The 21,942-nt window shown below is 40.8% G+C and carries 20 protein-coding genes; 15 read left to right on the forward strand and 5 right to left on the reverse strand.

The features are described from left to right. The first annotated feature begins 69 nt into the window (after positions 1 to 69). The 6 genes from QUF86_RS05845 (at position 70) to QUF86_RS05870 (ending at position 7,297) form a co-directional block, all read left to right on the forward strand. Positions 70 to 1,449 carry a glycoside-pentoside-hexuronide (GPH):cation symporter gene (locus QUF86_RS05845; RefSeq protein WP_289333783.1) on the forward strand — a complete coding sequence of 460 codons (1,380 nt, stop codon included), beginning with the start codon at positions 70 to 72 and terminating at the stop codon, positions 1,447 to 1,449. Between the two features lie 166 nt (positions 1,450 to 1,615). Next, positions 1,616 to 2,617 carry a LacI family DNA-binding transcriptional regulator gene (locus QUF86_RS05850; protein WP_289333784.1) on the forward strand — a complete coding sequence of 334 codons (1,002 nt, stop codon included), beginning with the start codon at positions 1,616 to 1,618 and terminating at the stop codon, positions 2,615 to 2,617. 110 nt (positions 2,618 to 2,727) lie between these two features. Beyond that, the gene (locus tag QUF86_RS05855; RefSeq protein ID WP_289333785.1) at positions 2,728 to 4,197 is read left to right on the forward strand and encodes a tagaturonate reductase; all 1,470 of its coding nucleotides are present in this window, start codon (positions 2,728 to 2,730) and stop codon (positions 4,195 to 4,197) included. 14 nt (positions 4,198 to 4,211) lie between these two features. After that, positions 4,212 to 5,705 carry a UxaA family hydrolase gene (locus QUF86_RS05860; protein ID WP_289333786.1) on the forward strand — a complete coding sequence of 498 codons (1,494 nt, stop codon included), beginning with the start codon at positions 4,212 to 4,214 and terminating at the stop codon, positions 5,703 to 5,705. Between the two features lie 370 nt (positions 5,706 to 6,075). Continuing rightward, positions 6,076 to 6,831, forward strand: coding sequence for a threonine/serine exporter family protein (locus QUF86_RS05865; protein ID WP_289333787.1), 756 nt, complete (start codon positions 6,076 to 6,078; stop codon positions 6,829 to 6,831). A gap of 16 nt (positions 6,832 to 6,847) precedes the next feature. Further along, entirely contained in the window at positions 6,848 to 7,297 is a 450-nt protein-coding gene (locus QUF86_RS05870; protein WP_289333788.1) for a threonine/serine exporter family protein, read from the forward strand. A 120-nt stretch (positions 7,298 to 7,417) separates the two neighbouring features. Here the strand turns inward: QUF86_RS05870 and QUF86_RS05875 are convergent, their stop codons facing one another. Beyond that, positions 7,418 to 8,956 (reverse strand): solute symporter family protein, encoded by a 1,539-nt coding sequence (locus QUF86_RS05875; RefSeq protein WP_289333789.1) that lies wholly within the window; start codon positions 8,954 to 8,956, stop codon positions 7,418 to 7,420. Between the two features lie 12 nt (positions 8,957 to 8,968). Next, positions 8,969 to 9,289, reverse strand: a complete 321-nt coding sequence (locus tag QUF86_RS05880; RefSeq protein ID WP_370017128.1) for a DUF485 domain-containing protein — start codon at positions 9,287 to 9,289, stop codon at positions 8,969 to 8,971. Between the two features lie 288 nt (positions 9,290 to 9,577). Here QUF86_RS05880 and QUF86_RS05885 point away from each other — a divergent pair, with 288 nt between their 5' ends. From QUF86_RS05885 to QUF86_RS05925, 9 genes are all read left to right on the forward strand, one after another. Then, positions 9,578 to 10,546 carry an efflux RND transporter periplasmic adaptor subunit gene (locus QUF86_RS05885; RefSeq protein WP_289333790.1) on the forward strand — a complete coding sequence of 323 codons (969 nt, stop codon included), beginning with the start codon at positions 9,578 to 9,580 and terminating at the stop codon, positions 10,544 to 10,546. Between the two features lies 1 nt (position 10,547). Continuing rightward, positions 10,548 to 11,288, forward strand: coding sequence for an ABC transporter ATP-binding protein (locus tag QUF86_RS05890; protein ID WP_289314193.1), 741 nt, complete (start codon positions 10,548 to 10,550; stop codon positions 11,286 to 11,288). Next, on the forward strand, positions 11,215 to 12,405 hold the full coding sequence (locus QUF86_RS05895; RefSeq protein ID WP_353957647.1) for an ABC transporter permease: 1,191 nt from the start codon (positions 11,215 to 11,217) through the stop codon (positions 12,403 to 12,405). The genes QUF86_RS05890 and QUF86_RS05895 overlap by 74 nt, the downstream gene beginning before the upstream one ends. Positions 12,406 to 12,513: 108 nt before the next feature. Next, on the forward strand, positions 12,514 to 13,185 hold the full coding sequence (locus QUF86_RS05900; RefSeq protein ID WP_289327150.1) for a response regulator transcription factor: 672 nt from the start codon (positions 12,514 to 12,516) through the stop codon (positions 13,183 to 13,185). A 10-nt stretch (positions 13,186 to 13,195) separates the two neighbouring features. Beyond that, positions 13,196 to 14,434, forward strand: coding sequence for a sensor histidine kinase (locus tag QUF86_RS05905; RefSeq protein ID WP_289314195.1), 1,239 nt, complete (start codon positions 13,196 to 13,198; stop codon positions 14,432 to 14,434). A 103-nt stretch (positions 14,435 to 14,537) separates the two neighbouring features. Next, positions 14,538 to 14,993 (forward strand): hypothetical protein, encoded by a 456-nt coding sequence (locus tag QUF86_RS05910; RefSeq protein WP_289333791.1) that lies wholly within the window; start codon positions 14,538 to 14,540, stop codon positions 14,991 to 14,993. Between the two features lie 264 nt (positions 14,994 to 15,257). After that, positions 15,258 to 16,442, forward strand: coding sequence for a NupC/NupG family nucleoside CNT transporter (locus tag QUF86_RS05915; protein ID WP_289314197.1), 1,185 nt, complete (start codon positions 15,258 to 15,260; stop codon positions 16,440 to 16,442). Positions 16,443 to 16,601: 159 nt separating this feature from the next. After that, entirely contained in the window at positions 16,602 to 17,561 is a 960-nt protein-coding gene (gene msrB / locus QUF86_RS05920) for a peptide-methionine (R)-S-oxide reductase MsrB (RefSeq protein WP_289333792.1), read from the forward strand. Between the two features lie 19 nt (positions 17,562 to 17,580). After that, a complete protein-coding gene (locus QUF86_RS05925) occupies positions 17,581 to 18,438 on the forward strand; it encodes an STAS domain-containing protein (protein WP_289333793.1) in 858 nt (285 codons plus the stop codon). Positions 18,439 to 18,501: 63 nt separating this feature from the next. Here QUF86_RS05925 and QUF86_RS05930 read toward each other — a convergent pair whose 3' ends face one another. The 3 genes from QUF86_RS05930 to QUF86_RS05940 all read right to left on the reverse strand — a co-directional run bounded on the left by QUF86_RS05930 (position 18,502) and on the right by QUF86_RS05940 (position 21,928). Continuing rightward, a complete protein-coding gene (locus QUF86_RS05930; RefSeq protein ID WP_289333794.1) occupies positions 18,502 to 20,154 on the reverse strand; it encodes a glutamine--tRNA ligase/YqeY domain fusion protein in 1,653 nt (550 codons plus the stop codon). Positions 20,155 to 20,510: 356 nt separating this feature from the next. After that, a complete protein-coding gene (locus tag QUF86_RS05935) occupies positions 20,511 to 21,251 on the reverse strand; it encodes an amino acid ABC transporter ATP-binding protein (protein ID WP_289314201.1) in 741 nt (246 codons plus the stop codon). 11 nt (positions 21,252 to 21,262) lie between these two features. After that, positions 21,263 to 21,928, reverse strand: a complete 666-nt coding sequence (locus QUF86_RS05940; protein WP_048685680.1) for an amino acid ABC transporter permease — start codon at positions 21,926 to 21,928, stop codon at positions 21,263 to 21,265. Positions 21,929 to 21,942 lie beyond the last annotated feature (14 nt).

The raw sequence follows: 21,942 nt of genomic DNA on the forward strand, positions 1-21,942 counted from the left end.
AAAGGTATATCAGTATAAGTATAACTTAGTTTAACTTCGGAACAAAATGTAGATTATCAGGAGGATAATATGAGTACAGTCCTTGCTCCAGAAAAAGATCCGATAGAAGTGAAAAAAGAGAAATTGAGTTTGAAAGAGAAGATATCTTATGGTTTTGGTGATTTTGGAAACGGTTTCATGTTCGATCTCGGTCAACTTTACCTGCTTAAGTTTCTTACTGATATTGCTGGTATACCTGCAGCAGCGGCAGGTACAATTTTCTTGGTCAGTAAACTTTTTGCAGCCATTATGGATCCGATTGTTGGCTCTTCAATAGATTATCGTAAGAACATTGGTAAGCGCGGTAAGTTCAAACCATATTTAATTATTGGAAGTTTAGTATTAGCTATATTTACTGTGCTACTGTTTATTTCACCTGAGATATCAATTACAGGAAAACTTATATATGCCTATGCTTTATATATGATTTGGGGCATTGCTTATTCCTTTACCAATATTCCTTATGGTTCACTTGGAGCCGCAATGACACAAAATGCTGAAGACCGGACTTCCCTTGCCACTTTCAGGCAAATAGGTTCATTGGGAGCTTTGTTGATCACTAGCGTCATTGTTATGCCATTGATTGTGAAATTTGAAAATCCTAAAGTAGGTTACCCAGTTGTAATGGGAATAATGTGTATTGTCGGAATCATTGGTTTCTATATTTGTTATCGAAATACAAAAGAAAGAGTTTTGGTTAAAGAGGCACCAAGAGAAAAATTATCTTTTAAATCTATTGTTAAAACTTTTGTAACAAATAAGCCCTTATTAACACTGGTACTGATGACGATTTTTTCAATCTCAGCTTATAATATCAAGTCAGCATTATTAATCTATTTTGCACAATATAATTTAGGTAACGTAACCCTAGTGGCTAATATGAGTTTTGTCATTATCGGTTCCTCTTTCATAGGGGTTATCCTAATGCCTAAACTTGTCAAGAAATTCGGAAAAAAGCATACGGCGATGCTAGGATTCGCTATTTGCATTGTTGCTGATTTAATTAATTTCTTTATTCCAACCAATATCTATTCATTTACAATTTTATCTGCAATTGCTTTCATCGGTATCAGTATTCCAAATGGCATAACATGGGCACTTGTATCCGATATCATTGATTATGGTGAGTGGGTTACAGGAGAGCGTAAAGAGGCAACGACATATTCACTGTTCAATTTTTCAAGGAAATTAGCTCAGTCTTTAGCCGGCTTTCTTTCAGGACTTGGGTTAAGTTTAATTGGTTATGTACCCAATGTGGCTCAAACAGCAGGGACCCTGCTTGGGATCAAGGGCCTACTAACCCTTTACCCTGCAATTGCGCTGACAATAGCCATGCTGATAATTGGAATTTTGTATAAATTAACAGACGAGAAACATGCAGAAATCATTCAAAAACTTGAAACCAGGTAATAGGGATATAAAATGAAAGGTGTAGTTTTGGCAAAGAACCATTTTGCAGATTGCAGGTCCTTACAGTCTCATGGATTTTCTATTAGGGGGATTGCAATCTGGAATTGCCAGATAAACATGGTATGCTAGTAGAAAGTATACTTTGTGATTTTAAAGGATGAGTGGAATGGTGACGATAAAAGATATTGCTAAGATAGCGAATGTATCTCATACGACAGTATCAAGGGCCTTGAATAATAGTCCTTTGATTAAAGAGGATACAAGGAAGAAAATACTGGATCTAGCCTCTCAGCTAAATTATACCCCAAATTATAATGCTAAAAGCTTGGTAATGAAGAAATCACACACAATCGGATTGTTTTTTACAAGCATCTCAAATGGTACATCACCCAGCTTCTTTACAGATACAATCAAGGGAGTCAACAGTGTCATTAATGAGAATTTCAATTTATTTGTACGTGGTATAGATGATTATGAGGATTTTTCAGCTATTAATAGTGGTAGGTTCGATGGTATTATTTTGATGAGCCAAAGTGATGTGGATAATGTTTTTATCTATTATGTATTGGAAAAAAAGATACCTCTTGTCGTGTTAAATAGACAAGTTGATGAAAAGAAACTGATTAATATTTTATCAAACGATTCAGAGGGATCCTATCAAGCGATTGAACATTTGATTCAAAATGGTCATCAGAATATCGCGATTATTGAAGGTAAAGAAGGATTTAAATCGACTAAAAAGCGGAAAGATGGCTTTATAAAGGCATTGATTGATTACGAAATCCCAATCAAAAGTGAATATGCTGTCAAAGGGAATTATGATATGCATAGTGGGTACCAGGCTATGGAAAAATTGCTTACCGTTAAGACGCCACCGACTGCCGTCTTCTGTTCCAATGACGATATGGCCATAGGGGCGATGAATGCTGTTTTCGCATATGGTTTGAAGGTTCCAGAGGATATATCCATTATTGGATTTGACGATATTGGATTTGCCCAATATACAACTCCGCGGTTAACAACTGTAAAAAGACCGATCGAGCAGATAAGTATAAAGGGGGCAGAGAACTTATTATCTCTAATTGGAAACCCTGGGAAACACGGGAAGCGAATTTTTGTGAATACAGAATTAAAGGTGCGAGATTCTGTGAAAAAAATGAAGTCATAAAAAATATGCCCATTTATTTTGAATATAACTAATAAATGGGCAGTAAAAAATGAGTCTTATTTTTTTTAAAATGAAATGTTCACGTGTGCATTTGAGAGGAGGAATATTTGATGGAAAAAATAAGTAAGAAAATCAGTGGGGAGCATCCCTTATACCAGGAAAAAATCCTTCAATTTGGAGAGGGGAATTTCTTAAGGGCATTTGTTGATTGGCAAATTGATGTACTGAATAAAAAAACCGATTTCAAAGGCAGTGTAGTGGTTGTCCAGCCAAGAGGTTCTGAAAAAATTGAGCGTTTGAACGAACAAGATGGATTATTCACTTTATATTTACAAGGGATTAAAGAGGGAAAAGCTGTTAATGAGCATATGATTGTCAATTCGATAAGCAGAGGCATTGATCTAGTTAAGGACTATGATAAATATGTGGATTTAGCAGGTAGTGAAGAGCTAAGGTTTATTATTTCAAATGCCACGGAAGCAGGAGTTTACTTAGAAACGACTGACAGATTGGAAGACCGTCCTCAAAAAAGTTTTCCAGGTAAATTAACCGCTTTTTTATTTCACCGCTTCCAAGCATTTAAGGGGGATTACCAAAAAGGCTGTATTATCATCCCGTGTGAATTAATAGAAGAGAATGGAGCTAAGCTTAGAGACATTGTTCTTCAGTTTGCTAGTATTTGGAATCTTGGGGAAGCGTTTGTCGAGTGGATTCTCCACGCCAATACATTCTGCAACAGTTTAGTTGATCGAATCGTACCTGGTTTTCCAAAAGATACGATAGATGAAATCACAGCAGAGTTAGGGTATCAAGATGATTTATTAGTAGTAGGTGAACAATACCATCAGTGGGTCATCGAGGGTCCTCAGTGGATCAAAACTGAATTTCCAATCGATCAAGTGGGTCTAAATACCTTTTTTGTCGATGACTTAACACCATATCGTGTACAGAAAGTGCGAATTCTGAATGGTGTCCATACAGCGATGACCCCTGTTGCCTATTTATCAGGGGTGGAAACAGTGGGAGAGGCGATGGAAGATGATACTACTGGACAATTTATAAAAGAATTGACTTTTGAAGAAATCATACCGACGCTTAACATGCCGACTAAAGAATTGAGAGCTTTTGCAAATGATGTTCTTAACCGTTTTAAAAACCCTTATATTAAGCATTATTTATTGAGTATTAGCTTGAATTCCTTATCAAAATTTAAAACAAGGAATCTCCCGGCATTACTCGATTATGTGGAAAAGAAACAAGAGTTGCCCCGTCGAATGGTTTTTTCCTTGAGTGCTTTACTTATTTTTTATAAAGGTAAAATGGGAGAAGAAATGATTCCACTTGAGGATGATTCAAGTGTTCTTGAATTATTTAAGGCGTCGTGGAAATCGGTGGCTGAGGATACCATGAAAATCGAGGAGCTTGTCGAGACGATTCTTGGGAACCAAGATATTTGGGGGATGGATTTGAATGGAATAAGCGGACTTACGAAATTGGTTGCAGAATATGTACATCAAATTGAAGAGTCAGGTATTAAACCTTCGTTGGAAGCAATGATTAGGGAACAATCCGTAAAATAGGGAGGTCCTTTATCATGAAGGATATTTTTCAAATACATGAAAATGACAATATAGCATTAGCCTTAAGAAAATTATCAAAAGATGAACGCTTCATTATAAATGGAACAGAATTAGTGATAAAGGAAGAAGTTGAAAGAGGACATAAAGTGGCATTAAAAAATCTTCAAAAAGATGATCATGTAATTAAGTACGGTTTTCCAATTGGTCATGTTTTGCAAGAGGTGGAAATTGGCGAGTGGGTCCATACGCATAATACAATAACCAATTTATCAGGTACTCAGGATTATAGCTATGAACGGAAGCTTATAGATAATCCTTTCCATGATGAAAATTTAACATTTAAAGGATATAAAAGGGAAAATGGATCCGTGGGAATCAGAAATGAGCTCTGGATTGTTCCCACGGTAGGATGTGTTAATGGCATTGCCGAGAAAATAATCAAAAGATTTGAAAAAGAGGTAGGGAATATTACACCTTTTGATAATATGCTTGTCTTTAAACACAATTATGGCTGCTCGCAATTAGGGGATGACCATGAAAATACAAAGCAAATCCTGTTGAATGCAGTGAACCATCCAAATGCGTCAGGCGTTCTCGTACTGGGGCTGGGATGTGAAAATAATGAAATGGTCAAATTCAAAGAAGATCTGGGAAATGTGGATGAAAACCGAATTAAATTTCTTGTATCACAAGACGTGACGGACGAAATAGAGGCTGGAGTAAAGTTAATTAAAGAAATCCATGCCTATGTTCAGGGTGATAAAAGGGAAGACGTTCCATTATCGGAATTGAAAATAGGCTTAAAATGTGGGGGTTCGGATGGATTCTCAGGAATAACGGCTAACCCCCTTTTAGGTAGGTTTTCAGATTTTCTGATAGCACAAGGTGGAACGACCGTCTTAACAGAAGTACCTGAAATGTTCGGGGCGGAAACCATCTTAATGGAACGAGCGAAGAACGAGGATATCTTCCATAAAATCGTTGCCGTAATCAATGATTTTAAAGAGTACTTTTTAAAGTTCGACCAGCCAGTCTATGAAAATCCTTCCCCTGGAAATAAAAAAGGGGGTATTACAACGCTTGAAGATAAATCTTTGGGGTGCACACAAAAGGCGGGATCATCTCCAATTGTCGATGTATTGAAGTATGGGGAAGTACTGAAAGCGAAGGGCTTAAACCTACTGAGTGCCCCAGGAAATGACTTGATTGCTTCTTCAGCACTCGCTGCCACTGGCTGTCAGATGGTATTATTCACCACTGGAAGAGGAACACCGTTTGGGACATTCGTTCCTACGATGAAGGTGTCCACCAATACATCATTATATAAATCTAAACCACATTGGATTGATTTTAATGCAGGTATCTTGTTGGATGATGACATTTCCTCTGAAGCCATTTTACGGAAATTTATTAATTATATCATTCAAATAGCTAATGGCGAATTTGTAAACAATGAGAAAAATGACTTTAGGGAGCTCGCTATTTTTAAAACAGGTGTTACCCTTTAGTATATATTTCAGTTCGTTAAAAATCTGGTGAAATGGATAAAGGATGATAAAGTAAGCAAAACACTAACGAGATGATGAAGAAAGGATGCGGGCGGGTAGTGCCCCGCATTCTTTTTTTATTGTAGTAACAACACTCATTAATAGTTTCCCACTGGTTTTTTTCTGCTTTCTAAGAGGTTTCAGCAAGAAATAAAGGGAATACTGGTACTAAGGACGTCAGCCCTGCAATAAGATGGTGTTAATAATTTAAACAGGTAATATTTTTATATCCTTTTCACAGGAATTGGGCTATTATGAGGTGGATTTAAACTGGTAAGATCGTTATCTGTTATTGAGAGAAACTCATGCAGAAAGTGATGGAGAGGATAAAATGGAAGATCAGTTACCATACAATGAAATTATAGATGTATGTTTGCTTGCAGGAAAAATCATGCTTCAGAACGGAGCGGAAACTTCGCGGGTGGAAGATACGATGGTGAGAATTGCTGCAGCTTTTGGATGCGGTGACTCACATAGTTTTTCAACCCCTACAGGAATCATTTTTTCGCTGGATGGTATGCACCCAGCTTCAAAATTGATTAGAGTTTCCCAACGATCTACAGATTTACATAAGGTAACGCTTGTTAACAGTATATCCCGAAGCATTTCCAGCAAGGAAATGACACCGGAGGAAGCTTATTTACGATTAAAACAAATCGAAAAGGCTGGGATGGGGTATCCCATGTGGGGTCAGATTTTTGCAGCTTTTATAGCGAGCGGCTGTTTTTTAATCATGTTCCAAGGACAGTGGAATGATTTCATCTGGTCCTGTATAGCTGGGGGAATGGGATTCTCTTGCCTGCTTTATTTGCACAGGTTACTGGAAGTTCGTTTTTTTGCTGAATTTATTGCCTCTTTGGTTGTGGGTTTAGTAGCTATGTTCTTTGTCCGGATTGGTGTTGGAAGTCATTTGGATACGATAATCATTGGAGCGGTGATGCCCCTTGTGCCAGGTCTGTTAATTACGAATGCAGCCAGGGATTTAATTGCAGGCCATTTAGTTTCGGGTCTATCCAAGGGTGCAGATGCAGGTTTGACTGCTTTAGCCATTGGGGCAGGAATATCTGCAGCGTTTGTTTTCTTATGATTTTAGGGGAGGAAGAATGATGTTTGCACAGCTTATTACAAGTTTCATTGCCTCAGCCGCCTTTGGAGTCATCTTCAATGTACCGAAAAATTCATTGTTTCAATGTGGTTTCGTGGGGATGTTAGGGTGGCTTCTATATTTTTCTTTGGTTGAAAATGAGATAAACAGCATCATTGCAACATTAGCGTCTGCATTCATCGTTGCGGTCATCAGCCAGTATTTTGCTAAAAGGTATAAAACGCCAATCACGATTTTCAATGTATCGGGAATCATCCCCCTCGTGCCTGGAGGTTTGTCGTATGATGCGATGAAGCATTTTGTCGGAAATGATTTTTATGTCGCCGTTCAATTGGCCGCCAAGGTCTTCATGCTGGCTGGTGCGATTGCGATGGGGCTGATCTTTGCAGAAGTCATGAACCAGTTAGTAACTAAATACAATAGAAGGAAGTTAAGGTTGAGAAGTTAGGGTAAAGGAATCCAATTAATATTCCTGATAATATGTTTCTAAATAAAGAGAAAGGAGAGCAGGCGGAATACCTGGATCTCCTTTCTCTTTTTTATATTACAAAATAATAAGTAATCTAGCTTATATAGGATCTTTCATTCCAGTGTTAGCTGTAACCAATATTTCATCGAATTTTTTGGCATCAGCTTTCTTGCTTGACAGCAGAGTTCCGACGATGGCTGCGATAAAGCCAATCGGGATCGAGATGATGCCTGGATTGGCAAGCGGGAATAATGGTTCCCCAACGAATATTGCCGCTCCCTCTACCGGTGACCAGACATTGGGACTTAGGAACACAAGCAATAAAGAACTGACCAGTCCAACTATCATGCCCGTAACAGCCCCGGCTGTGTTAAAACGTTTCCAGAATACCGTGAAGATGATGATGGGCAGATTGGCACTTGCAGCGACGGCAAAGGCAAGTGAAACAAGGAAGGCGACATTCATGTTTTGGGCAAATAAAGCAAGGATGATGGAGAGAATGGATACTCCGATGGATGCCCAACGGGCTGCAACGACTTGTTCTTTGTCAGTGGCCTGACCTTTACGGATGATGTGGCCATAAAAGTCATGGGCAAAGGCAGAAGCCGCCGATAGAACGAGACCTGCTACAACCGCTAAAATGGTTGCGAAAGCAACTGCAGAAACAAAGGCGAACAGGAAGTCACCTCCAATGGCTTCGGCAAGCAGCGGAGCGGCCATATTGCCGGCAGCATTCGCGGCTATGATTTTGTCATATCCAACAAAAGCTGCCGCTCCAAAGCCCAGGAAAATGGTCATTATATAAAAGATGCCAATGATCCAAGTGGCATATACTACGGACTTGCGGGCTGTGATGGCGTCTTTTACCGTAAAGAAACGGATGAGAATGTGAGGAAGTCCAGCTGTACCGAGTACCAGCGCCAAATTAAGGGATAAAGTATCCAAAGGATCCTTGAATTTGTTACCTGGGTTGAGGAAATCCCCGCCTAAAGGGGTGGCTGTTTTCATCTGCTTGAACATCTCGATCACGCTAAAGTCGAATTTCGCCAACACGATAATGGAGATGATGAATGTACCTGCCATCAATAAAACGGCTTTTACGATTTGGACCCAACTGGTGGCCGTCATACCGCCAAATACGACATAGACGGTCATTAAAATACCAACAATGATGACGGAGTATAGATAATCAATTCCAAGTAAGAGTTTTATAAGGGCACCTGCACCGACCAATTGGGCAATCATATAAAAGGTTGAAATGGAAATGGTGTTAAGGGCAGCGACCCCGCGTACCTTCTTTTCATTGAAACGGGCAGCGATCATGTCCGCCAGTGTATATTTACCAAGGTTACGGAGCGGTTCGGCCACGATATAGAGAACGACCAGATATGCAACCAGAAAACCTATGCTATAGAAAAAACCATCAAATCCAGAGAGTGCGACCATGCCGGCTATCCCCAAAAATGAGGCTGCGGACATATAATCACCCGCAATGGCCCAGCCATTCTGCCAGCCAGTCAGGCTGCTATCCGCCGTATAAAAGTCCGCGGTCGTTTTAGTGCGCCGTGAAGCAAAATAGGTAATGACCAATGTTAGCCCGACAATGATTAGAAATAATATGAAAGCAAGTATATTCATGGTAAATCACCTTTATCCTTTCGCTTCTTTAACGATTTTTTCTACTAATTGGTCAAACTTCGCAGCTTTTTTGGAATAGAGGATGCATAATGTCCAGGTCATGATAAATTGAGCGAAGGCAAAAACCCAGGCCCAACTGATTGCTCCGAAAGCATAGGAGTTAAGGACTTTAGAATAGGAAGTTAGTATGGGTAAGGTGAAATAAAAGACCATGAAAAAGATGGATAGTGGGACGATGAAATTGCGTTTTTTCCTTAGGAGTTCTTGAAATGATTGTGATTGGACAATCTTGGTGTAGTCAGTGGAAGCGCTTACCTCGGTTTCCTTTGCGATTGAATCGTTTGATGCCAAGTTGGTTCCCCCTTCATTCTATTAATTTGGTTTTCATTACCAATTTTTCTGATAACAGTATCAGTATATATTTTTCAGAATATATTGTAAATTTAAATGCTAAAATTAACTCTTTTTTCGTTCGACATAGTTTTAATTTTTAAGTAAAAGCAAAAGAAGTGTGCTGTATAAACGAAAGATCATGGAAATCAAACACATGACCATTAAGGAAAAGTTAAGCTTCTTTCACGATACTGGTTTCAACGAAGGAAATCTGAAAGGAGAAAAATGATGAAAAAGTTGATAATGATAGGTACGGTTTTAGTGCTGGCGATTGGGGGATGCGTTTGGTTTTTCATGAAGGACAATGCTGAGCCTGTAATTGCAAAGTCGGTGACGGCTACGGTTGAAAAGGGAGATCTTGAAGTTCAAATAAGCGGTTCCGGATCGGTCGCCGCAATCAATAGTGAGGACATCACCTCCTCGGTAACGGATGAAGTGGATGAAGTCCTTGTAGCGAAGAATGAATTGGTTGAGAAAGGTGATGAACTTATTACCTTCACGGATGGAAGTGACCCGATAACAGCCCCATTCGATGGTACAGTGACCACATTGGATGTAGAAGAAGGGGATCGTGTATCAAGCAGTGATGTGTTGGCACATGTTACGGATTATAAAAAATTGAAAACCACGATCAGTGTTGATGAATTGGATGTTCCAAGTGTTAAAAAAGGACAAACAGTTGAAATAAAAGCCAGTGCTTTTGAAGATGAAACGTTCACGGGTGAAGTGACGAGTGTAGCAAAGGAAGGTACATATGAGAATGGTGTTTCTTCATTCGATGTCACTATCAAGATTGACAAACCTGGAGATATAAAAATTGGGATGTCTACTGAAGTGAGCATTGTGACGAATAGTGTAAAAAATGTTTTATATGTTCCGATTGAAGCAGTCCAAATGGACGGTGAAGAGAAATACGTGAATATACAACAATCCGGTGCAACTGAAGGGGCTACCAGTACAAAGGCAACGGTTGAGACTGGGATCAGTAATGATAGGTATATTGAAATAACTTCAGGCCTTGAAGAGGGTCAGTATGTTTCCTTGCCCATTACTATCAATGAAAGTTCCACTGGCAGTGGCGGTGATGGAATGAGGGGAGTCCAAGGTGGCGAAATACGAATGCAGAGTGGCAGCGGAATGCCGAGCGGCGGGATGCTAAACGGTGGCGGAATGCCAAGTGGCAAGGGAGGTCAGTAATATGGCGAACCCCATCATAAAAATAAACAACATGTCCAAATCGTATGAATTAGGCGGTGAAACGGTTAAGGCTCTTCAAGATGTCTGTCTTACAATCGATAAAGGTGATTTCATTTCCATCATCGGACCTTCCGGATCAGGGAAATCGACCTTCATGAACATGATTGGCTGCCTTGACAAGCCTGACATAGGTGAATATCTTCTTGATGGAAAAGAAGTGGAAAAGATGAAGGATAATGAGTTGGCTGCCATTCGAAACATCAAAATAGGATTCATCTTTCAAAATTTCAACCTATTGGCAAAACTGACAGCGTTAGAGAATGTCGAACTTCCCCTGGTTTATAGAGGGGCAAGTTTGAAGGAAAGAAGAGAAGTGGCCAATGCGTGCCTTGATATGGTAGGACTGAGTGACCGGAAGAATCATTTGCCGACCCAACTTTCGGGTGGACAGCAGCAAAGGGTTGCGGTTGCAAGGGCACTTGCCGGTAATCCTCCCGTCTTATTGGCGGATGAGCCGACGGGTGCTCTTGATAGCAAAACGAGTAAAGAAGTGTTGCAAATGCTGAAAGAGTTGAATGAAAAGGGACAAACAATCATTCTTATAACCCATGACTTGGAAGTGGCAAAAGAAGCAACTCGTGTCGTTCGGATACAGGATGGTCAGCTATTTGAAAACGGAGGTGATTGGATTGAACCTGAGCGAATCAATGAAGATGGCTATACGCAGTATCAAAACCAATAAAGTCCGAGCATTTTTAACCATGCTTGGGATCATAATTGGAGTTGCCTCCGTAATCGTTCTGGTTTCGATTGGTCAGGGTTCCTCACAGTCCGTTCAGGATGAGATCAATAGCCTGGGAACGAACCTGATAACGGTAAGTGTCACGGATACCGACTCCGTGGAGCTGACGGATGACACAATTGAACAGTTTAAAGATCTGGGCGGGATATCGGAAGTTGCACCCGTGGTCACTGGCCGCGTTTATGCTAAAAACGGAGAAGCTTCGGCACAGGTTTCAATGACCGGTGCAACTTCATCCTATTTATCAGTTAGGGATCTAGAGCTCAGTCAAGGCCGGTTTTTGACGGATATGGAAACGGAATTACGCTCTAAGGTCGTTGTCCTGGGATCAGATACAGCCAACACGCTTTTTGAAAATCAAAAAGCTGTGGACCAGAACGTTCTTATCGGCGGCGTTTCCTATCGAGTGATCGGTGTGCTGAAATCGGTAGGCACCTCAATGGGGTCGAGCGGGGATGATGTAATCATTGCACCGATCACCACTGCCGAAAGGGCTACAGGCAGCACGACAATCGGAACGGTATATTTAAAAGCGGATAACGAGAATATCATTGATAGGGCGATGTACCAGGTACAAGGTACGATGACCACATCATTCCCAGAACAGAGTGATAACTATTCTGTGTCCAATCAAGAAGATCTGATGGATACAATGAGCTCTGTGTCGGATACGTTCACACTCATGCTTGGCGGTATTGCCAGTATTTCGTTACTAGTAGGCGGAATTGGAATCATGAATATCATGTTGGTTTCCGTCTCAGAGAGGACGAAGGAAATCGGGATCAGAAAAGCAATTGGGGCAAATCGGAAATCGATTCTTCTCCAGTTTTTAATTGAAGCGATGGTCTTGAGCTGCTTAGGGGGATTGCTGGGAGTTGGAATTGGATTGGGAATTGCAAAATTGATTTCAGTTTTTTCAAGTTTAACGATTAGTTATTCATGGTCGGTGACATTGTTTGCCTTCTTATTCTCCATTTTAATCGGGATAATCTTTGGCGTATTTCCTGCCAATAAGGCATCCAGGTTAAATCCAATCCAAGCACTGCGTCACGAATGAACATTCAATTTGAAAGAAAGCAGGCGATTAAAAGCCCGCTTTCTTTTGCATATGAAAAAGGATAAAATCAACATATATCACAATTGAGGCGGTTGGGAGGTACCCTGCATGAAGGTTTTGGTGGTAGAAGATAATGTTTCATTATTAGAATCGATCCGACAAATTTTGACGGATGAATATGAAGTGGATACAGCGGATAATGGGGAAGATGGGCTATTCATGGCTCAGCAAAGTATATACGATATCATCATTTTGGATGTAATGCTTCCGGGAATCGATGGATTTGAAATCGTCCGGAAAATCAGGGAAGCAAGAATAGATACAAGTGTCTTGTTTTTGACGGCAAAAGATGCACTTGAGGATCGTGTCAGAGGATTGGAAATGGGTGGCGATGATTATTTAGTCAAGCCGTTCCAGGCACCGGAACTTAAGGCCAGGATTCGTGCCCTGCTTCGAAGGAGTGGCATTATATCGCTTGAGCAGCATGTGAAATACCGTGATATTGAACTGTTGGAAAAAGAAAAGGATATTTTGGTTGATGGAAAGGTCATTAAAATGACCTTGAAACAGTTTGAGTTACTGGAGTATTTAATTCAAAATAATGGAAAAATATTGACGCGTGAGCAGATTTTCGACCGCATTTGGGGGTTTGATTCAGATACGACGATTGCCATTGTGGAAGTGTTCATCCATCACCTTAGAAAAAAATTGGAACCTTTCAATTATCATAAAGATATTCAAACCGTTCGGGGTATTGGTTATATGCTAAAACAACCATAAGGGGATCATTATGTTCCAAAAAACACGGCTTCAACTAACATTATTGAATTCTATCGTCTTTATTGTCTTAATAGCCATCTTAAGCAGAACGATTTATTTCTATACAGAAAATCAGATCTATATGGATGTCAATGATTCACTTGAACAGGATTACAGGGATTTCAATAATGGAGGCATGCGAGGCGGACGCCCGCAAGGTGAGTTTCTCTTAGGACCGGGACCGAGTGTCATCGTTTGGGGACCGGATGATACGATCATTGAGCCAAGACTGAGTGTAGACAATTTTATTAAGGTTAATGAATCGGAATTTTACCCTGAAAGATTTGATGAGATTGAAGAAATATCGGTGAATGGGCCGACGTATCGTGCACTTTCCACCAAGGTCGATACGGAGTATGGCGAGATGACCGTACAATTCATCAGGAATGTGGATACAGAAAAAGAAATGCTCGATCGCTTGCTGCTCATATTGTTTGTTGGTGGAGGAATTGGAAGTCTAGTGGCGGTAGGGGCAGGCTATCTTCTAGCAGGACGGGCCCTTATACCAGTCAAGAAATCCTGGGATCAGCAGCAGCAGTTTGTCTCGGATGCTTCGCATGAAATTCGAACGCCGCTTGCTGTCATTCAATCGCGGGCTGATTTGCTATTTCAATCACCGAACGCGACAATCGAGGAAAAAGCCGTTGATATATCCATCATTTCGAAAGAAGTCCGACGATTGAATAAGCTTGTTAACGGACTATTGACCTTAACCAGAACGGATTCGAATCAAATGGAGGTTAAGAAATCGAACTTTTTCCTTGATGACTTACTTATCGATATCGTGGAACAGTATACGGATATAGCTTCTTTTCAAGGAAAATCAATCATTAGCCATGCTCCCGAACAGGTGGTGTTTCATGGGGATAAAGAGAGAATTCATCAGCTATTGGTGATCTTGGTGGATAATGCCATGAAATTCACCGAGGAAGGCGGGGAGATTTCCCTATCCTGCATAAAGAATGCTTCATCCATCATTCTTACTGTAGAGGATAATGGAAAAGGCATTCCGCAGGAAGACCTCCCCTTGATTTTTAACCGTTTTTATCAAGTGGAGCAATCCCGTTCAGCAAATGAAGGCTCCGGTTTAGGTCTATCCATAGCCAAATGGATTGTAAACACACATCAAGGGAACATCAAGGTTACAAGTGAACAGAATGAACGCACCCGTTTTGAAATCACTTTTCCAAAAAATCAAAAGAAAAATTAATAATGCTAATAGACCTTTAATTTTTCCTTGTTGCTTAAGGAAAAATTAAGGGTCTTTTTAGATAATCCTTATGAGAATTAGATTTATTTTCGGAGGAGAATTCATGATGAATAGACTTGGTAAGTTACACTTATTGGTTGGAATATTGGCTTCGGTCCTTTTGATGGCTCAAGCAGTCATCGGGATCATGATGTATGTGAATGGCAGCGGCAATGAACCCATGAATGGTCAAGCGATGATGGATCGGCCTGTTGACCGCAACACAACTGAATCTGATGCAACGGGAGAATCATCGAAGAGCAGTACTGCTGCAACCGATGATTCAACTGCGGAAACAACACCAAATGATACACAGAGCAGTATGGCGGACGGGCCTAATGGTTCTGGAACTCCGGGGGAGATGCCAAGTGGTGGCGGTTTCCAAGGCAGAGATTCTTTTGCAGGTAAATTCATCAATTTTTATCAAGGGGTAGGCGGGCTTGCTGCATCCATCATCATCTTTGTAATTGGAAGCACAGGATTGGTTACATCGATGATGTCCAGAAAAACAGCAGCCTAAAAAGTCGATATTATTTTAGGAAAGCGAAGGTTCCTTTCGAAGGGGGCCTTCTTTTTTAATTCACGAAACCCATTATTGTCACTAATTGTTATTTTAAAAAGGGAAATAATAATTGCACTAAAAAAAATATTAGTTTAATATAGACTTCTGGAGAGGTACGTACATGTATTTTGGATGAAAGAGAAAACGTTTGCATAAATTTTTTGAGGGTATCCTACTATTAATGCACGAACATTAAATTCACCCTTAGTGGAGGCAGAATATATGAAATTTCTGATTGCAATTTTAGGACTGCTTATTGTTTTTGGACTAGCTATCTTAGCCAGCAGTGACAGGAAGAAAGTTAAAATTAAACCGATCATCCTCATGGTGATCATGCAGCTTATTTTAACTTATCTATTATTAAATACGAAGTTCGGTTTAGTGATCATCAATTCGATTGCCGATGGGTTCGGAAAACTTTTAGAATGGGCAAATGAAGGGATCACCTTTGTATTTGGCGGGATTGTAAACGAAGGAGCATCGCCCTTCTTTTTAAATGTCCTTCTTCCTATCGTATTCATCTCGGCATTAATCGGGATTTTACAGCACTTCAAGATTCTTCCGTTCATCATGAAGTGGATTGGATTTTTGCTAAGTAAAGTGAATGGGATGGGTAAATTGGAATCTTACAATGCGGTAGCGTCAGCAATAGTTGGCCAATCCGAGGTTTTCATAACCTTGAAAAAACAACTCGGTGCCATTCCGCCATCTCGCATGTATACGCTTTGTGCGTCAGCCATGTCAACCGTTTCGATGTCGATTGTCGGTGCTTATATGACAATGATTGAACCAAAGTACGTTGTGACGGCAATTGTTATTAACATGTTCGGTGGATTCATCATTGCATCCATTATCAATCCTTATACGGTAACGGATGAAGATGATATTCTCCCTATTGAAGAAGGGGCAGAGAAGCAGTCGTTTTTCGAAATGCTTGGGGAATATATCATGGATGGATTTAAGGTTGCTATCACTGTAGCCGCGATGTTAATTGGTTTCGTTGCATTAATTGCAGGAATCAACAGTGTATTCGACATGATCTTCGGCATCAGCTTCCAAGACATCTTGGGGTATATTTTTGCCCCGTTTGCCTTTATCATGGGGATACCAATTTCAGAAACAGTTACTGCAGGCGGAATCATGGCGACGAAGTTAGTAACAAATGAATTCGTTGCCATGCTGAGCTTAGGGGACGCATCAGCAGCCTTGAGCGATAGGACAATAGGGATCGTTTCAGTTTTCTTGGTTTCATTCGCTAATTTTTCATCTATTGGAATCATTGCAGGTGCAGTCAAAGGACTTCATGAAAAACAAGGAAATGTTGTGGCCCGTTTCGGCTTGAAGCTGCTATACGGTGCGACACTTGTCAGCATCCTATCAGCGATCATCGTAAGTGTGATACTTTAATTAACGGATCTAATATAAAAGAGGCACTTGGGTTTACTCCTAAGTGCCTCTTTTATATTTGTGTAGCAAAGATTGAAAACAATGGTTTTTGAATTTGAAGGTGTTTGGCTTACTGGTATATAATACATAAAATGACAAACGTGAAAGGGGAGTTTTAGGATGACGATGGGTGGAATAGAAACAGCTATCTTTGCAGGAGGTTGTTTTTGGTGCATGGTCGCTCCCTTTGATGAAATGGATGGAATAATTAAAGTGACATCGGGTTATACGGGCGGTAATTTTGCCGCGCCTAGTTATAAACAAGTGATTACCGGTTCGACTGATCACGTTGAAGCGGTTCAAGTGAAATTCGATCCATCGATCATTTCCTATAAAGCGTTATTGGAGATATTTTGGCAGCAAATCGATCCAACGGATGACGGAGGACAGTTCTCGGATAGGGGAAAGCAATACAAGGCAGCCATTTTCTATCTTAATGAACGTCAGAAACAGGAAGCAGAGCAATCGAAGGAAGATTTAATGATGAGTGGGCGGTTTAAGGAACCTATTGTAACGGGTATTCTACCCTCGGGGAAATTTTACGCGGCTGAGGAATACCATCAAGAATTCTATCGGAAAAATCAATTTCGCTATGCTTTGTATCGTAAAGGCTCGGGGCGGGATGCTTTCATAAAAGAAAATTGGCCTAAGGATAATACACACCTTAGAAAGACCTTAACCGAAATTCAGTTTCATGTCACCCAGGAAAATGGCACGGAGCCGCCTTTCGATAATGTCTATTGGGATCACTTTGAAGAAGGGATTTATGTGGATGTCGTTTCTGGGGAGCCCCTATTTAGTTCGCGGGATAAGTATGATAGCGGTTGTGGATGGCCGAGCTTCACGAAGCCAATCATGTCGGCAAGTGTCAATGAAAAAATGGATCTCAGTCACCGAATGACCCGGACCGAGGTGCGCAGCAGGGACGCAGATTCACACCTTGGACATGTTTTTCCTGATGGCCCCAGTCCTAAAGGCACGAGATATTGCATAAACTCTTCCGCCCTCCGGTTCATTTCTAGAAATGAAATGGAGAGAGAGGGATATGGAGACTTATTATTACTTTTTAAAATGAAATAACTAGTTGAGGGGAACGCAAATGGATAAAATAGATGAAAATTTATATCGATACATCCTTGATAATTCTTCCAAGATTACGGAAAACTGGCTAGCTTTAAGGGAAAAGCAGTTTGGTTCCATCTATTCAATGGACTCTAATGAGGAAATCGAAAAGCTTCTTAGGGAACAGAATACATTGACCATCAAAACAGTGACCAGTGCTTTACTTGAAGATAAAACTGTTTTCATCGAAACAATGGAACAGTGGGCGACACTTGTTGCGAAAAGCAGGGTTGAATCGGACACACCCATTTACGAAGTGTTGGAAGCACTTAATAAGGTGCGGGAAGCATATTGGGGCTTTATCACTGATTATATGCTAAAGGATGATACGGGAATCACGAAGGCGACAATCATCCGTTGGAGCCGGCTTATTAATCGTGCATTCGATCAATTGAACCGTGAGTTCACTGAGCAGTATTATCTTTTGACAAAAGAACGTCTCCTAGCTCAACAGGATCTGATTAATGAACTGGGCGCACCTGTCATTCCCATTATTGATGCCATTGCGGTATTGCCGTTAATCGGTGATATCGATACCTACCGGGCAAAGGGAATTTTGGATACGACTCCAAGCAAATGCATTAGCAAAAATATTTCTCACTTATTCATCGATTTATCGGGAGTCTCCCTTTTAGATACGATGGTTGCCCAGCAGATCTATCAATTGATAGGCACCCTGAACCTATTAGGCATTCAATCGACCATTTCCGGCATTCGTCCTGAAGTGGCCCAGACATCGATTCAGTTAGGTCTTGATTTTAGTCAGGTTTCGACACATAGTACTCTTAAACAAGCTCTTTCCAAGCAAGGGATCAAACTTTACGAGAGAAAATGATATAAGGTGCAGAGAGTGAAAAAGAACCAGATCCCGCTAGGAATCTGGTTCTTTTTCGTGATTCTATAACTTGAAGGAACTTTTCAAACCAACGATTTGGTTGAAAACCAAGTGATCGGCAGTAGTGAGTTTTGAATCAACATTGTAATAGCCATGCCTGAAGAATTGGAATTTATCCTGAGGCTTAACATCTTTCATGTTAGGCTCGACAAATCCTTGTAAAATGTCCATGGAATCAGGGTTTACCCGCTCCAAGAATGATTTTTCTTCTTCTTCATCATTTTCCTTATCCAAAATTAAAGGCTGGAAGTTGCGGAATTCTGCTGAAACGGCTTGTGAAGCTTCGACCCAGTGCAATGTCCCTTTTACTTTACGGCCAGTGAAACCCGATCCGCTCTTCGTTTCAATGTCATATGTGCAGCGAAGTTCAATGACGTTACCGGCTTCGTCTTTTATCACTTCTTCACATTTAATGAAATAAGCATGTTTCAAACGGACTTCATTGCCCGGGAAAAGACGGAAATACTTTTTCGGCGGGTTTTCCATGAAATCGTCCTGTTCGATATATATTTCACGTGAAAACGGAATTTGTCGTGTACCCATTTCCGGAACTTCCGGATTGACCTCAGCATCCAGCCATTCAATCTCACCTTCCGGATAGTTGGTGATGACCACTTTAAGCGGGTTTAGGATAGCCATGGTCCGCGGAGCCTTCAGCTTTAAGTCTTCCCGTACGAAATGGTCGAGCATTTGAGAGTCTACGACACCGCTTGTTTTTGCGACACCTATCTCTTGGCAGAACGCACGAATCGCTTCGGGTGTATACCCGCGTCTACGTAGGCCTGAAACGGTAGGCATCCGTGGGTCGTCCCAGCCGTCCACGAAGCCCTCATCCACAAGCTGCTTCAGTTTTCGCTTGCTCATTACTGTATTGGTCAGGTTAAGACGGCCAAATTCATATTGTTTTGGTTTGCTGTCCATTTCACAGTTTTCAACGATCCAGTCATAAAGAGGGCGTTGATCTTCGAACTCAAGCGTACAAATGGAGTGGGTGACTCCCTCGATGGCATCTTCAATTGGGTGGGCAAAGGCATACATCGGATAGATGCACCATTTGTTGCCGGTATTATGGTGCTCGGTATGGGAAATACGGTATATGACGGGATCGCGCAAATTAATGTTAGGCGAGCTCATATCGATTTTTGCCCGCAATACTTTTGTGCCGTTCCCGAATTCACCGCTGCGCATCTTTTCAAATAGTTCAAGGTTTTCCTCGACGGTTCTATTGCGGTAGGGGCTATCTTTCCCCGGCTCGGTAAGCGTTCCGCGATATTCACGAATTTGGTCGGCATTAAGGTCGTCCACATATGCCAGTCCTTTATTGATGAGCAGCACTGCTCTTTTATACATTTCATCGAAATAGTCGGAAGCGAAGAACAGGTTATCCCAGTCATAACCGAGCCATTTTACATCTTCCTTAATGGAATTGACAAACTCAATATCCTCTTTCAATGGATTCGTATCATCAAAACGAAGGTTTGTTTTCCCATTGAAATCATCAGCCACCCCAAAATTCAAAATGATTGATTTGGCGTGCCCGATATGTAAATATCCATTTGGTTCAGGAGGGAAGCGGGTGATGACATGATCATGTTTTCCGGACTCTAGATCATCTTTTATAATATTTTTAATAAAATTCGAAGAGTTATTTTCCAACTGAATTCGACCTCTTTCATTTATATACTTCTTTTAATTTTACCTGTATATATACCATAAATACAGATATTTTTCCATGTTCGAGCCGGAATCAGGGTTTTTGGGATACGTTCTGAAACAATTCATCAAGTATATAGTTTGTACAGTCAGATCGAAAATATCCCAGAAACCTTGAACATATAAATGGGCAAACTACCTAACTGGCAATTATAGAAAACAAGAACGGTTTTTATATGCAAAATAAGCAATACAGGAATCATGCCTGTATTGCTTATAATGATTGTCCACGCTCTAGGACGGATTATCCGTGAAGACGACGAATTGCTCTCGCTATTAGATAGATTTTAGAATTCAAATCAAAAGACTGTCGTTTGCAAGAATTCTTTTGTACGCTCTTCTTTTGGATTGGTGAAGAATTCTTTTGGCGGGCCGCTTTCGACAACCCTCCCATTGTGCATGAAGACAATCCAATCCCCAACATCACGTGCAAAGCTCATTTCATGTGTAACGACTACCATTGTCATCCCTTCCAAGGCAAGTTCCTTCATCGTAGCAAGAACCTCCCCGACAAGTTCGGGATCAAGAGCCGAGGTTGGCTCATCAAAGAGTAGGATATCAGGTTTCATGGCAAGGGCGCGGGCTATGGCAACACGCTGTTTCTGCCCACCTGAGAGCTTGCTTGGATAAACATCCGCTTTATCTGATAAGCCGACTTTGGCAAGCAATGCTTTTGCTTCTTCAATCGCCTGGGCCTTTGGGATCTTTTTGACGTGAGTAGGTGCTTCAATGACATTTTCAAGTACGGTCATATGAGGGAAGAGATAGAAATGCTGAAAAACCATTCCGACTTTCTCACGGATTTTATTAATATCATGGGTACCCGGATTGACTTCCGTTCCTTCAATAAGGATTTGCCCGCTGTCTTTCTTCTCCAAATAATTCAAACAGCGGAGAAGTGTGCTTTTTCCGGAACCGCTTGGTCCAATCAGACAGACAACATCGCTATCCAATACCTTCATATCAATATCTTTGAGCACATGTAGGTCTCCATACGATTTATTTAAGTTCCTAATGCGAATCATTTCTTTTTGTTCCATTTCAATTCCCCCTATCGATCACTAATGGACAGTTTCTTTTCGAATAAATTGACGATAATGGTCAGGAATGCCACAAGAATCAAGTAGTAGACCGCTACAATCAATAAATAAGTCATTTCATCGAAATTATTAGAGCCTAACGTGGTGGCAACATTAAACAGCTCATTCATGGATATGAAGGCTGCCAGTGATGAATCTTTCAGTCCGATGATGAATTGGTTGCCTAGCGGCGGCAATGCACGACGGAAGGCTTGAGGTAAGATGATTCTTCTTAATGTGAGCGAATTGCTCATGCCAAGGGAGCGTCCGGCTTCCATTTGGCCTTTGTCGATGGATTGAATCGTACCACGTAGGATTTCTGAGATATAAGCTCCATTATGGAAGGCCAGGGCAAGTGACGCCGCCCAGAAGTCAGGCAGTAAGAAGAGGTTGCTGATACCGAAATAGAGTATGAATATCTGTACGATAAGCGGAGTTCCCCGTACCAGGAATACATATGTATCTGAAATCCATGCAAGAATTTTTATATTGGATATTTTTAAAAGTGCAAATAGCAACCCGATGACGATTCCTACCAATATGGAGACTACCGTCAGTTCCAATGTGAGGAGCATGGCTCGGATGAATACGTCCGATGAGCTAAATAATGTATCAAAAAAATGTGAAAAACTTGGCAATGTAATGACTCCCT

This window comes from Peribacillus sp. NJ11 (assembly GCF_030348405.1).
GTDB lineage: Bacteria > Bacillota > Bacilli > Bacillales > DSM-1321 > Peribacillus.

Excerpts from the sequence above, each read along its gene's own strand:
- QUF86_RS05845 (WP_289333783.1), top strand. The coding sequence starts at position 70 with ATGAGTACAGTCCTTGCTCCAGAAAAAGATCCGATAGAAGTGAAAAAA.
- QUF86_RS05850 (WP_289333784.1), top strand. The coding sequence starts at position 1,616 with ATGGTGACGATAAAAGATATTGCTAAGATAGCGAATGTATCTCATACG.
- QUF86_RS05855 (WP_289333785.1), top strand. The coding sequence starts at position 2,728 with ATGGAAAAAATAAGTAAGAAAATCAGTGGGGAGCATCCCTTATACCAG.
- QUF86_RS05860 (WP_289333786.1), top strand. The coding sequence starts at position 4,212 with ATGAAGGATATTTTTCAAATACATGAAAATGACAATATAGCATTAGCC.
- QUF86_RS05865 (WP_289333787.1), top strand. The coding sequence starts at position 6,076 with ATGGAAGATCAGTTACCATACAATGAAATTATAGATGTATGTTTGCTT.
- QUF86_RS05870 (WP_289333788.1), top strand. The coding sequence starts at position 6,848 with ATGATGTTTGCACAGCTTATTACAAGTTTCATTGCCTCAGCCGCCTTT.
- QUF86_RS05875 (WP_289333789.1), bottom strand. The coding sequence starts at position 8,956 with ATGAATATACTTGCTTTCATATTATTTCTAATCATTGTCGGGCTAACA.
- QUF86_RS05885 (WP_289333790.1), top strand. The coding sequence starts at position 9,578 with ATGAAAAAGTTGATAATGATAGGTACGGTTTTAGTGCTGGCGATTGGG.
- QUF86_RS05890 (WP_289314193.1), top strand. The coding sequence starts at position 10,548 with ATGGCGAACCCCATCATAAAAATAAACAACATGTCCAAATCGTATGAA.
- QUF86_RS05900 (WP_289327150.1), top strand. The coding sequence starts at position 12,514 with ATGAAGGTTTTGGTGGTAGAAGATAATGTTTCATTATTAGAATCGATC.
- QUF86_RS05905 (WP_289314195.1), top strand. The coding sequence starts at position 13,196 with ATGTTCCAAAAAACACGGCTTCAACTAACATTATTGAATTCTATCGTC.
- QUF86_RS05910 (WP_289333791.1), top strand. The coding sequence starts at position 14,538 with ATGATGAATAGACTTGGTAAGTTACACTTATTGGTTGGAATATTGGCT.
- QUF86_RS05915 (WP_289314197.1), top strand. The coding sequence starts at position 15,258 with ATGAAATTTCTGATTGCAATTTTAGGACTGCTTATTGTTTTTGGACTA.
- msrB (WP_289333792.1), top strand. The coding sequence starts at position 16,602 with ATGACGATGGGTGGAATAGAAACAGCTATCTTTGCAGGAGGTTGTTTT.
- QUF86_RS05925 (WP_289333793.1), top strand. The coding sequence starts at position 17,581 with ATGGATAAAATAGATGAAAATTTATATCGATACATCCTTGATAATTCT.
- QUF86_RS05935 (WP_289314201.1), bottom strand. The coding sequence starts at position 21,251 with ATGGAACAAAAAGAAATGATTCGCATTAGGAACTTAAATAAATCGTAT.